The organism is Flavobacterium fluviatile, assembly GCF_010645065.1.
Taxonomy (GTDB): Bacteria; Bacteroidota; Bacteroidia; order Flavobacteriales; family Flavobacteriaceae; genus Flavobacterium; species Flavobacterium fluviatile.
In genome coordinates this window covers 13963-27230 of the sequence record NZ_JAADZW010000034.1, presented here as the reverse complement: position 1 = coordinate 27230, position 13268 = coordinate 13963, and the positions used below count along the sequence as shown (strand labels likewise).

11 protein-coding genes are annotated in these 13268 nt (G+C 33.5%); 3 read left to right on the top strand and 8 right to left on the bottom strand.

Annotation, left to right across the window (positions count from 1 at the left end; translation table 11 throughout):
* Positions 1 to 610 precede the first annotated feature (610 nt).
* Together GXM17_RS20080 and arsC are read right to left on the bottom strand one after the other, a co-directional pair.
* On the bottom strand, positions 611 to 3097 hold the full coding sequence (locus GXM17_RS20080; protein WP_163401307.1) for a TonB-dependent receptor: 2487 nt from the start codon (positions 3095 to 3097) through the stop codon (positions 611 to 613).
* Positions 3098 to 3186: 89 nt separating this feature from the next.
* A complete protein-coding gene (gene arsC, locus GXM17_RS20075) occupies positions 3187 to 3537 on the bottom strand; it encodes an arsenate reductase (glutaredoxin) (RefSeq protein ID WP_163401306.1) in 351 nt (116 codons plus the stop codon).
* 114 nt (positions 3538 to 3651) lie between these two features.
* On the opposite strand from arsC, the gene GXM17_RS20070 reads away from it, so the two are divergent.
* Together GXM17_RS20070 and GXM17_RS20065 are read left to right on the top strand one after the other, a co-directional pair.
* Positions 3652 to 4584, top strand: coding sequence for a CPBP family intramembrane glutamic endopeptidase (locus GXM17_RS20070; protein ID WP_163401305.1), 933 nt, complete (start codon positions 3652 to 3654; stop codon positions 4582 to 4584).
* A gap of 6 nt (positions 4585 to 4590) precedes the next feature.
* Positions 4591 to 5631 (top strand): AMP-binding protein, encoded by a 1041-nt coding sequence (locus GXM17_RS20065; RefSeq protein WP_163401304.1) that lies wholly within the window; start codon positions 4591 to 4593, stop codon positions 5629 to 5631.
* A 96-nt stretch (positions 5632 to 5727) separates the two neighbouring features.
* On the opposite strand, the gene GXM17_RS20060 is transcribed toward GXM17_RS20065, so the two are convergent.
* The 3 genes from GXM17_RS20060 to GXM17_RS20050 form a co-directional block, all read right to left on the bottom strand.
* The gene (locus tag GXM17_RS20060; protein WP_163401303.1) at positions 5728 to 6942 is read right to left on the bottom strand and encodes an RsmB/NOP family class I SAM-dependent RNA methyltransferase; all 1215 of its coding nucleotides are present in this window, start codon (positions 6940 to 6942) and stop codon (positions 5728 to 5730) included.
* A 143-nt stretch (positions 6943 to 7085) separates the two neighbouring features.
* Positions 7086 to 9050, bottom strand: coding sequence for a KUP/HAK/KT family potassium transporter (locus GXM17_RS20055; RefSeq protein WP_163401302.1), 1965 nt, complete (start codon positions 9048 to 9050; stop codon positions 7086 to 7088).
* 125 nt (positions 9051 to 9175) lie between these two features.
* Positions 9176 to 10516: a hypothetical protein gene (locus tag GXM17_RS20050; RefSeq protein WP_163401301.1), complete on the bottom strand. Its 1341-nt coding sequence runs from the start codon at positions 10514 to 10516 to the stop codon at positions 9176 to 9178.
* Positions 10517 to 10635: 119 nt separating this feature from the next.
* Between GXM17_RS20050 and GXM17_RS20045 the strand changes: the two genes are divergently transcribed.
* Positions 10636 to 11697 carry a VPS10 domain-containing protein gene (locus GXM17_RS20045; protein WP_163401300.1) on the top strand — a complete coding sequence of 354 codons (1062 nt, stop codon included), beginning with the start codon at positions 10636 to 10638 and terminating at the stop codon, positions 11695 to 11697.
* Between the two features lie 93 nt (positions 11698 to 11790).
* Here the strand turns inward: GXM17_RS20045 and GXM17_RS20040 are convergent, their stop codons facing one another.
* From GXM17_RS20040 to GXM17_RS20030, 3 genes are read right to left on the bottom strand one after another with little or no spacing between them, the layout of a single operon-like run.
* The gene (locus tag GXM17_RS20040; RefSeq protein WP_163401299.1) at positions 11791 to 12249 is read right to left on the bottom strand and encodes a sensor of ECF-type sigma factor; all 459 of its coding nucleotides are present in this window, start codon (positions 12247 to 12249) and stop codon (positions 11791 to 11793) included.
* An 18-nt stretch (positions 12250 to 12267) separates the two neighbouring features.
* Complete coding sequence (locus tag GXM17_RS20035) at positions 12268 to 12678, bottom strand: hypothetical protein (RefSeq protein WP_163401298.1); 411 nt, start codon at positions 12676 to 12678, stop codon at positions 12268 to 12270.
* 33 nt (positions 12679 to 12711) lie between these two features.
* Positions 12712 to 13254 carry an RNA polymerase sigma factor gene (locus tag GXM17_RS20030; protein ID WP_163401297.1) on the bottom strand — a complete coding sequence of 181 codons (543 nt, stop codon included), beginning with the start codon at positions 13252 to 13254 and terminating at the stop codon, positions 12712 to 12714.
* Positions 13255 to 13268: the final 14 nt, after the last annotated feature.

Below are 13268 nucleotides of genomic sequence, written 5' to 3'. Positions count from 1 at the left end.
TAGTATTTCAAAGATACATTTTCATATTTTTAATCTATGTCAAAGATATGAGCCCTGATGGAAGCGGCATCCTTTTTGTTTTTTTTTTTTAAAACAAAAAGATACAGCGGACAGCAGGAATAAGCTCCTGAAAACACTCATATTCTTTCTTTGAGATCGTTAAACAAATCCCTTATTTAAAATGAGTATAAATATAACAATAATTGCCCTTTTAGAAAAATTGATTTGGTTTTTATTGCCTGCGAAAGATATATAAGCTACATTTGTCGTAACATTCAAAAATTCCGGAAAACATGTTTGAATTTTCACAGTACTTAGGTTTTTTACTTTTCTTAACCATACTAACTATAGGGTTTTGGTTAATGTTTTTCTTGGTTGGTTTCGTATCTTATTGGGTTACGGGAGCTAGCTGGGAGATGTACAAAGAAAAGAGAGCCAAAAAAAGACAAGAAGAACAATCAATTTAATTTAATTGATTTCATAAAAAAGGACCCGTAAAAACGAGTCCTTTTTTTATGGCAAAAAAGTAAATTGCAATAAAAAAGAAATTCCAAATTCCCACTGTAAAAATTGGAATTTGGAATTTAAAAATTTTGGGAGTTAAACTAAATTACCCCTGAAATTCACCTTCCTCACCGCCATTACCATTGTTTTTTGGTGCATTTTTATCCCTGTCTGTTTTCTTCATATTCAGCCTGTACGTAAATGACAAATTAATCTGCCTTTTTCTCCATTGAAATTCACTGTAAGAATTAACACTTGACAGATTGACTTCATTTTTCATTTTTCTGGAATTGAAAAGATCGCTCACATTTAAAGCAATTGTAGCCTTCTCTTTTAAAATATCTTTGCTGAAAGCAGTATTGACTACGTAATTACCTAAACTTTTTCCCTGAGCTGTATTTCTTGGTCCAAAATACATTCCGGACAATTGCCAGTCAATTTTATATGGAAGATTCAAACGCGAATTTACTCTTCCAAACCATGAGAAAGTCTCATTGTCTAAATTAGTATAAATTTCTTTGTTCTGGGTATTGGTATAAGTATAGCTTCCTGTCGTTTTGATATCTGAAAGGTTAAAGCTACTGTTGATTTTCCATATTTTAAAAGGAGTATAGTTTAAAGTAAACTCAAAACCAAACTGCTGCTCTTTTGCCAGGTTAATTGGACTGCTCAAAATTACAGGGTTATCCCCCACATATTCACCTGTTTCACTTCGGACAAATGCAAATACATCTGTAGTATATTCATAAAACATGGAAGTACTAAATGTCACTTTTTCCCAACGCTTTAAATAACCTAAGTCAAATTTATCAGTAAAAGAAGGATCTAAATCAGGATTACCCCTAAACAAGTTAATATTACTGGAATAATTTGTGGCGGGATTTAAGAAACGTCCACGTGGTCTCGACAAACGCTTACTGTAACTCAAAGAAACACTGCTCTCATCTGATATTTCATAATTGACAAATGCACTCGGAAAGAAATTATTATATTTTTTAGTGTTATAGTTCTGAGTATCCAATAAATTCACATCGATAACAGTATCTTCCCAGCGTAACCCAAACAGATACGAGAATTTGTTAACCTTAAAACCATATTGTGTATAAAAGGAGTTGATACGCTCATTGTACTCTAAAGTATTAGAAAGGTACCCATCGATAGGATTTCCCTGATCATCAGTGTTAACGCTATACACGTTATCCATGTAATTAAAGTTCCCTTTATAACCCGCTTCAAACTGCCCCCCGTTTTTCAATGGCAGCACATAATCGGCCTGAAGCTGTAACTGTTCCTGTTTTTGATCATTAAAAGTTTGGTCAATAGTTGGAGGTTGTCCGCTTCCAATTGTCTCATCTGTTATGTAAGCATTATCCGAATCTTTCTCGGTAGAATATGAAAAATCTAATGTCAGTTTATGACCTTTATCATCAAAGTTTTTCAGGAAATTAGATGAATATTCGAAATCCCTTCCTGTATCATCACCTTCGCTTAATCTATATCTTGTTGAAGTAAAAACACGATTCGGATCAAAGGAATTATAATTTACCAAATCATTGTTAGAGCCACTGTTATCTCTGTAACTAATAGCATTTGTCCAATACGTATTTGGTGCTATTGTCCATTCCAGTCCTGTTTTTGTCGATATTCCTTTTCTTAGACGTTCCGTTTCCTTGTCTTCATCTGTGTAACCAATAATTTCAGGATTATTCTTATCACTATTATCGATATTGGTAGAATTTGTAATCCCTGCCCCCTGACTGGTTCTGTAGTCGTATCCTGTAGAAGTAAAAAAGTTTACTTTCTCTGTTTTGAAGTTCAGATTGGCACTCGCTCCGTACGTTTCAGGAATTCCGCCTGAAATAATGAAACTTCCGTTGAAACCTAAGTTTTTACCTTTTTTCAAAACAATATTCAGGATACCTGCCCCACCCTCAGCGTCATAACGCGCAGATGGATTTGTAATTACTTCTACTTTATCGATGGCGTCTGCCGGAATTTGTCGTAAAGCTTCCGCCATATTTAATGCGTTTGAAGGACGTCCGTCTATAAAAATTCGGACATTTTCATTTCCGCGTAAACTTACATTCCCTTCAACATCTACTGAAACAGAAGGTACGTTTTCTAATACATCGCTTACCGTTCCTCCTTTTACAATCATATCCTGACCAACGTTGTAAACTTTTTTGTCTAATTTAATTTCAACAGTTGACTTTTCGGCACGAACCACAACTTCATTCAGTTGTGCTGCGTCCTCAGACAGATTTATCACTCCCAGATTTATATCACCAGAAATATTTTTTCCCTTTATATCAGTTGACTTAAATGAGATGAATTCAATTTTTATATCGTAATTACCAGGCGCAACAGCTACTTCAAATTCCCCTTTCGGATTCGTAATTCCGCCCGCAATTACTTTAGTATTATTTACTGGCGTGATAGAAATTGTAGCATATTCGAGTGGCTGTTTGGAAACTTTTTCCAAAACTTTACCGCTAATTTTTACTTTGGTCTGGCCTGAAGGGGGTTGCTGCGCATAATTATATAATCCCGAAAATAGTAACAGGATCAGTATGGCAAATCTGATTTTTTTCATTATTTTTTCTGGTATTTTTTCTTTTTAGACCGCAAATATAGGTTTTGGTTTAAAAGGAGAAATCACAAAAAAATGTTAATAGCGGTTTTTTATATTCTTTCTAAAAAAGATGCTACTCTATCTATATCCCGGCCAATAATCGCTTTTTCATCCTTAATTACAATTGGTCTCTCAATCAAAACCGGATTATCAATCATGGCCTGAATAACTTCTGAATCTGTTAGTGTTTTTCCTTTATAATTTTCAATCCAGATTTTCTCCTTCGTCCTCACCAATTCAATGGGCTTTAAATTTAATTTGCCAATCAAATTTTCCAACTCTTCAAATGAAGGTGTTTCTTTAAGATAGGGAATAATTTCATATTCCAGTTTTGCTTCATCAATAAAAGCCAGACAAGTTCTTGATTTTCCGCAACGGGGGTTATGATAAATGTGTATCATTCAATTTTTTTTTAAAATGTTGTAAGATAATTGAGTTTAAAAAAGGTTATTTTAGCTATCCCAAAAATAAGATTTACTTATCAAATTCAATTTTAATCTTAAATTTTTAAATACATGTTTTTAGAACAGGGAATTAAGCCTGAAAATAGCTTTGAAAAGTATATTTTAGGCTCTGTTATTATAATAATAGCTTCATTTATTGGCCAGATTCCTTTTACTGTGGCTTTGTTTTATAAAAGTTTTACAGAAAAAACCGAAATTCCTTCTGACAATGAGGCAGCCATGAAAATATTTGAACCTAATCTTACTTTATTATTGGTTATGATTTCATTTGCATTTGCTTTAGCAGGAGTTTTTTATGTCGTTAGACAGCTTCATAATCAAAGTATTTTATCCGTTACCACCTCCAGAAGAGAAATAGATATTAAACGCATTTTATTTTCCTTTTTATTATGGGCAGGATTTTCAATAATAAGCTTTTTGTTTATTTATTTACAATCGCCTGAACAATTTATTTTGAATTTCAAACCTATTCCTTTTTTGATTCTGGTTGTTATCGGAACCGTGCTGATTCCAATACAAACAAGTACTGAGGAGTATGTTTTCAGGGGTTATCTCATGCAGGGATTTGCCAACTTAGCCAAGAACAGATGGTTTCCATTAGTAATAACCTCGCTTATATTTGGTTCTATGCATTGGTTCAACCCTGAAGTAACTAAAATGGGCAATATTATTATGTTATATTATATTGGCACCGGTTTGTTTTTAGGAGTAATTACGCTAATGGATGAAGGAATGGAATTAGCACTTGGTTTTCATGCCGCAAATAACCTGACAGGAGCTTTACTGGTAACTTCTGACTGGTCTGTTTTTCAAACTCATTCTGTCTTTATAGATTTATCTGAACCTTCTGCAGGTTTTGATGTTATTTTTCCGATAGTCATTATCTACCCTGTTTTGCTTTTTATTTTTAGCAAAAAATACAATTGGAAAAACTGGAAAGAAAAATTAACAGGCGATATAACAGTAACCGAAATAATAAAATAGTAAGTCATGATTCAATTAACACATAAAAACGTTCATAATTATTTTAAAATTAACGGCCATCACCTCAATGGAGACGAACTCCGTAGTGTAGCTTACAGTTTTATCAAAGAAGGCAATCCTAACGAAGAGGCAATAGGAGAATTTTTATTAGACTGGTTTGATGAGAAAGAGTATATCGAGATGAAAACATCTGGTACTACTGGCCTTCCTAAATTAGTTCGGCTACAGAAGCAAGCCATGATACAATCCGCATTGGCAACAGGGGATTTCTTCGGTTTAAAACCAGGAGACAAAGCCTTACTTTGTTTACCTGTGAAATTTGTAGCCGGAAAAATGATGCTTGTCAGAAGTTTAATATTAGGACTGGACTTAGATATCAAAGAGCCTGCCACGCAGCCTTTAGCATTAAACAAAACCGTATATGATTTTGTGGCAATGGTACCTTTGCAGGTGCAAAATTCTATTGAAGCCTTAAAAAATGTCAAAAAACTAATAGTTGGAGGTGCTAAAATGGATACTAAACTGGAAGAGAAACTTTTGCCTTTAAAAACTGAAGTTTATGAGACTTATGGAATGACGGAAACCATTACTCATATTGCAGCCAGAAAAACAGGTGAGAAAGTTTTTACTGTCCTTCCAAATGTAAACATCACTACAGACAATAGAGGATGCTTAGTAATTAATACACCTGCGATCTCTGAAGAACCAATTATTACTAATGACCTTGTAGAATTAATTCAGGAAAACCAATTCACTTTTTTAGGAAGAATCGACAATGTAATTAACAGTGGTGGAGTAAAGTTAATTCCTGAACAGATTGAAGGAAAACTGACAGGCAAAATTAACTCCAGATTTTTTGTAACAGGAATTCCCGATTCAGTTCTGGGAGAGAAACTTATTTTGGTTGTTGAAGGAGAAAAAAAAGACTTCCCTGCAGATTTTTTTGATATCCTGGACAAATATGAGAAGCCTAAAGAAATAGTTTTTATTCCTGAATTCAAAGAAAATGAAAATGGAAAACTGCTTCGTAAACCAACTTTAGCCTGATAAACCAAAATATAAATTTCAAATCTAAAAAATCCCAAACTCCATTTTTTTTATAAAGCTGGAATTTGGGATTTGAAATTTTGGAATTTGAGTAATTTATTTTTTGCGCTCTAAGAGTGCCATATAAAAACCGTCGAATCCTGAATCTGACGCCAACAGTTTACGATCCTCAATAAAAGTAAATTCTTTTCCTATTTCTGTTTTAAGGAATTTCTCTACTTGTTCCTGATTTTCAGAAGGCAAAACAGAACATGTTGCGTATACTAGTTTCCCTCCCGGTTTTACAATTTTAGAATAACTTTCTAAAACCTCAGACTGAACTTTACGAATATTTTCAATAAATTCAGGCTGTAATTTCCATTTAGAATCGGGATTTCTTTTTAAAACCCCTAATCCGCTGCAAGGTGCGTCTATTAAGACACGATCTGCTTTTTCATGCAGTTTTTTAATCACTTTTGTTGTGTCTATAATACGGTATTCTATATTAAAAGCACCGTTTCTTTTGGCTCTTAATTTTAATTGTTTGAGTTTGCTTTCGTATAAATCCATTGCAATCAGCTGCCCTTTGTTTTCCATTAAAGAAGCAATATGCAATGTTTTTCCTCCTGCACCGGCACAAGTATCGACAACACGCATTCCTGGTTTTACATCAAGAAAACCTGCTACCAATTGTGAGTTCGCATCCTGAACCTCAAAAAGCCCTTGTTTAAAAGCGTCTGTTAAAAACACATTCGCTCTTTCTTTCAAAACCAAAGCTTCAGGCTGATCTTTTAAATATTCTGTCTCGATATTTAAATCCATCAAAGTGTTTCTAAGGCTTTCTTTCGTGCCTTTGAGCGTATTGGTTCTTAAAATAACTTTTGCAGGCTGGTTTTGAGCTGCTATTTCCTTTGCCCAGACTTTTTCGCCCAATTCTTTTACACCTAATTCATCCATCCAGTCAGGAATCGATTCTTTTAAAGCCCTTACTTTTGAAAGTTCGTCAAAACGCCCTTTTATTTTTCTTTCAGGTGTTCCTTCCAGTTGTCTCCAGTCCGGAATTGGATATCCTCTTAAAACTGCCCAAACCGCAAACATCCTCCACAAATTATCTCTGTCGTAGGGCTCTTTAACTTCGGCAATCTCAGCATATAAGCGTTTCCAGCGAACAATTTCGTATATCGTTTCAGCAACAAACTTCCTGTCAGAACTCCCCCAACGTTTGTCTTTTTTTAATGCTCTGGCTACCACTTTGTCGGCATATTCTCCTTCATTGAAAATAGCGTTCAAAGAATCGATGGTAGTATAAACTAAATTTCTGTGTAATCTCATTTTAATTATTTGAGTTGCAAAGGTAGTATTAATTGATTGAAAGTTAAATTTTTAATTTGGATTGTTATTATACCTTTCATTAAAAATAAAAAACACTCTGATAAAGTATAAAAGAGTGTTTTTTAAAGTATTTAGAAACGATTTTATTTTACAATCCTCGTTAAACCTATATTCTCAGGAGCATGGAGTACCATTGGAAATTTTTCTATTTTTACTGAACTGCTGTCTAATCCAAATGCGCTTTCTTCAGACAAACTTAATTTTTTAATTAAAAAGTAGGAGTTCATAATGATCTTTTCATGCCATAATAAATCGGAGTCATTCGATAAGAATTTTTCAGATAGTACAAATTTGAAATCTCCCACGATATTATTTTTATTTAAAGATTCGTAACGGCTTGTAATATCAACCTCTCCATTTTTCACCATATCACGAATAACTTCCCTAAACATCAAATTGATTTTGGTTGGTTCTCTAAATCCTAAATTAAAATCAACTCTGTAAATATCGTCTTTGGCTATTTCTGTTACTTTATACTGTGTTTTGTAAGGTTCAGTTAAAATATTTACGTGTACAAACCAATAAATATCTGCTCTTTTTGGTCGTTTTTGCAAGATCGAATACATTACTTTTTGCTCTAGCTCATCAATACGGTTCGCATTTGTCATATAAACTAAATGTGTAGCATATTTAGGAATAGACAAGTCTTTACTTAATTCCATTAGCACTTTTTTGTAATCATCAATTTTGACAATTTTAGTGTAGCTTTTATTAATTTGCTTAGCCACATACCAAACTGTCATTACAGAAATCAGCATAATGGCAATAATCAGGGTTACATAACCACCCTCTGCAAATTTTGTAATATTAGCAAGTAAAAAACAGCCTTCAATTATTAAATAAATTGTGATTAGAGGAACCATGAAATATAGTTTTACCCTTTTCATAATTAGGTAATAATTTAGCAAAATTGTCGTCATGATCATACAAAGCACGATCGCCAGTCCATATGCATGCTCCATATTACTTGATTTTTCGAAATGCAGGACAATTCCAACACAACCAAAAAACAATAACCAGTTAATTGACGGAATATACAATTGCCCTTTAACTTCAGTAGGATATTTAATTCTTACTTTTGGCCAGAAATTCAATCGCATCGCTTCATTTATTAGTGTAAAAGAACCGCTGATAAGAGCCTGAGATGCAATAACCGCAGCCAAAGTTGCTATTACGATACCGGCAGGCTGAAACCAGTCCGGCATAATTAAGTAAAACGGATTACCATTTTCTCCGCCTAACTTCTGGAGAGTCTGACCTTCATGATGAATTAAATAAGCAGCTTGTCCAAAGTAATTCAGAACTAAAGTTAATTTTACAAAAATCCAGCTAATTCTAATATTTTTTCTTCCGCAATGCCCCATGTCTGAGTACAATGCTTCTGCCCCTGTAGTACATAAAAAAACAAATCCTAATACAAAAAAGCCATCAGGATGTATCGCTAACAAATGATAAGCATAATAAGGATTAATGGCCTTAATAACTTCCGGGTAATCTAAAATCTGAATGACTCCCAAAGTTCCCAGCATTGCAAACCAGATAAGCATCATTGGCGCAAAAAACTTACCAACCAACTTGGTACCAAATTGCTGAATAGTAAACAAAACAAATAAAATTCCAATAACAATTGGTATTGTATTTATTTCAGGATAATAAGTCTTTATTCCTTCAACCGCAGAAGAAACCGAAATAGGCGGTGTAATAATTCCATCGGCCAATAAGGCACTACCTCCAATAATAGCAGGCACAATAAGCCATTTAATTTTAGTTTTCTTGACTAAGGCATACAGTGCAAAAATACCTCCTTCGCCATGATTATCAGCACTTAAGGTAATAAGCACGTACTTAATAGTAGTTTGAAGAGTCAATGTCCAGAAAACACAGGAAATACCACCCAAAACAATATCTGCATCAATAGAGTGGTCACCAAGTATAGCTTTCATTACATATAATGGAGAAGTACCGATATCTCCATAAATAATTCCTAATGTAATCAATAATCCCCCTATAGACAGCTTACTGTGTAAGCTTTTATGCGCTGCGCTCATGTTATTTTTATAAAAGACGGTTGCAAATTTACTGTTTTAAAACAAATTAGCCTCAATTATAAAGAACAAAAAAAACACAATCGTTAGATTGTGCTTTTATGGATTTAAAAATTTTTCTTTTGAGATTAAATTCTTCTTCCGCCACCTCTTGATTCTGAAGCATTTGCTCTTTGAGAATTCTCTGCTCCTCTTGATTGCTGACTTGCTCTTGAAGATTCGGAACGTTGTGAAGCCTGTGGTCTTGCAACTCTGCTTTCAGAAGACGATCTGTTTTGAGCATAGCTTCTTGAAGATTCTGCTCTTTGGCCTGAATCCGCTCTGTTTGAGTTGACTCTGTTTTCAGAATTTCCTCTTGGAGAATTTGTTCTGTATTGATTAGAATTTCCTCCTGATACATTTCCTGATTTGTTTTCAACTCTCACAGGATTAGTTACTGTTCGTGAATTATCTCTTCGGGATGCAACTCTGTCTGAACTGAAGTTTCGGTCAGAGCTGCGTCTATTCCCGTTAGTGTTTCCTTTCGGATCGTATCCTGGTTTATTTTCAACTCTTACCGCATTACTTTTTTTGTCTGAAACAATTCTGTCTGAGTTATAGCTTCTGTCAGATATATTTCTTTTATCGCTATAAACTCTGTTTGAATTTCTGTTATCCGTAGAAATTCTATCTGAATTAGATCTGTTGTTACTGTAACTATTTTGGCTCTTGTTATATTCCCTGCTTGCTACACGTCTTTGATCTAAATCATATCTGTTACTTACATTTGCATGTCTCTGTGAAAAACTACGGTTAGGATACTGTCTTTCATAACCATAACTACGTCTCGATTCGTATAATACAGGAGCTCTGTAACTTCTTCTGTGACTTACATAATTGTAGCGATTGTTCACATTGATACAAACATTGATATTGTTTCTGTATCTGTAAACTGGATAAGGCCTCCACGCTACATAATAAGCTGGAAAAAAACCCCAGTTCCACGTAGAATAATAAGGTCTGTAGTTTGTAACCCAAAATGATGAATAAATAACAGGTGTTACATTATATACAGGCTCATATATATAGTTTGGACCGTAAAAATAACTGTTCCCTACAACCTGAACACTTACTTTATTATAATTATCCCTTTCAACATCTATTGTCGCAATATCCTGATAAACATCGCGATCAAGAACCGACTGGATAACAATAACGTGAGTTCTGTTCTCTACAGTTTCAATTACTCGTAAATAATCTACCTGGTCATCATTATTTAAATCAAGATTTGATATTTGATATTTGGGATCGTTTAATCTTCTTTCAAAATCCTGAAGACTGGCTGATTCTCCAAAAATTGACGCAACAGCCCTTAAATCTAAATTATCACTAATATCTGAGTTTTTTGCATAAACTGTAGTCTGGCTTTGTACGCCACAGGAAGTTAAACCTATTGTTAACAGCGCTAAAAAAAGTACTTTGGCTTTCATGGCAAATCATATTAAGATTAATATTCTGGAGTATCCAATTACTATGCCAGAAAAAAAACAAAATATATTTTACATGTTATAAATAATTGTATTTTAGCAACAACTAAATCTTAACCTATATGAAAAAAATAATGTTATTTTGTAGTGTCTTTATTTTATTTTTATCTTTTAAACCATTGAAATATAACGACAAATCCAGTTTCTATGGTGGTTTTACATCAATGCAGACAGACACTTTATTTGAGGATGAAATTAGTATCAGGGCAATTTCTATAGATAAAAATAAAATTTGGTACGGTGCAGACAACTCTCGTTTTGGGTATTATGATTTAGATAAAAAAGAAAAATTCGAAGAACATATTTATCGTGGTACCTTGAAATTAGAATTTAGAAGTATCGCTCAAACTTCAAAAAACATATTTTTACTGAGCGTTGGAAATCCGGCTTTACTTTATTCTGTTTCCAAAAAAACACATCAGGTAAAATTAGTCTATAAAGAAGCCAATGAGAAGGTTTTTTACGACAGTATGCAATTCTGGAATGATAAGGAAGGAATCGCTATTGGCGACCCAACAGAAGACACTTTTTCAATTATTATAACACGTGATGGCGGAGAAACCTGGACTAAATTATTATCAGATAAATTACCTACAAATGCTAAAGGCGAAGCCGCTTTTGCAGCCAGCAATTCAAATATCGTAATAAAAGGAGACGACACATGGCTGGTGTCAGGAGGAAAAAAATCACGTGTTTTTTATTCTCCTGATAAAGGAAAAACATGGAAAGCGATTGAAACTCCTATTGTTCAGGGAAAAGCGATGACAGGTATATTTACAGCAGATTTTTACGATTCAAAACATGGATTTATTGCCGGTGGCGACTACGAACTTCCTAACCAAAAAAAAGACAATAAAGCGTTTACTACAGATGGCGGAAAAACATGGGAATTAATTGGCCAGGGTATGGGTTTTGGATATGCATCATGCATACAGTATGTACCCGGAGGAAATGGTAAAGAAATTATATGTGTGGGTTCTGAAGGAATTCAATATTCTCAAAATGGCGGTGCAAACTGGACACAATTATCTACAGATACTAAGCTTTTTACGATTCGTTTTATTAACAGAAACACTGCAATTGCTGCAGGATACAACAAAGTTATCAGATTACGTTTTAAATAAATAACAAGACCCCTAAATAATAAAGTAAGTATTATTATATAGGGGCCTTATCGCTGTTGTTCCTTGTGGTATTTGGGGACGACTATGTTTTCATTAGTTTTTACCTGCTTTTTCCTTATACTGCTTCAACAGCTTTCGGTTAAAATCATCTTCAGATTTTTTTAGCTTTAATATTTTTTTTGCAGAAAGTACCTTTCGAAGATTACTCATATATTTCTCTCTTAAAACATACAATTCCTTATCTGTACTTTCTATCTGATATAAGAGTGAAGCTGCTTCTTTTTCTGAAAGGGAATTAACGTTATCATCATTTAATTTCCGCAAATAGGTCTTCATTTTTTGATGGCGTAATTCATATTGCTTATCATCAAAAGCATTATAAATTGGCCAGAACTTCTCTGCTTCATTAGATGTAAGTTCCAATTCTGTAGTTAAAAAAGATACTTTGTAGGCTTTTATTTTTTCCCGTTTTTCATCTGTTTTATCACTTTGTGCATAAAATGAAAAACTAACTAAAAACAGCAATATTGCTAATATATTTTTGATTTTCATCTTCATAGTTTTTTATTTTTATTCAGAAATTAAATTTTCAATATTTGGATTTGAAGATAAAACATCCTCAAGTGTTTCCTGCTCCAGCACAACATTTTTATTTATCGCTTCAATGTCTTTAGTATCTAATTCACGAATCAGATCATACTGATTTATAGTAGACTGATACGACAAATACGTTTCTAAAGTAGCCTCATCAAGTTCTTTTGATTTATTATAATTATTCACAACAGGAATCATTAGCGCAATAAGAACTACTGCAGCAGCAATCATCGCAATAACCTCTTTACGTTTGTAAATAGGTATTATTTTCACTTCCTTTTCATTAATTTGCTGTAAAACCTTTACCGAAAAACCATCAAAATAATGATCAGGAGCCTTAAACCCGGTTTCTATTTTCGGTTGATTTTCTAATTTAAAAACTTTCATAATGTCTATAAGATATGTTTTATAACAAAAGGTTTAATTTGATGTTACATATAATTCAATTTTTTTTACCGCATGATGATAAGAAGCCTTCAATGCCCCAACTGAAGTTCCCAGAATTTCAGAGATTTCTTCGTATTTCAATTCTTCAAAATATTTCATCTTAAAAACCAATTGCTGCTTTTCCGGTAAAGTAGCAATAGCTTTATGAAGCTTTATCTGAATTTCATCACCATCGAAATAAGTATCCGCTTTTAAGTTATCAATGGTTTTATTTTGCAAAGCTTCTGATGTCAAACCATTTAATTTAGCCTTCTGACTTAAAAAAGTCAGTGCTTCATTGGTTGCAATTCGGTACATCCATGAAAAAAGCTTACTTTCTCCTTTAAAATTTTTCAGATACTGAAATACTTTTACAAAGGTATTCTGCAAAACATCATCAGCATCATCATGATTCAAAACAATATTCCGGATATGAGAGTACAATGGTTTTTGATATTCTGACAAGAGTATCTGAAACGCAGCATTTTGCGTTTCAGGATTTAATAATCGTGCTATAAATTCCTTCTCGTTTATCAAGTCTCTTTGCTATC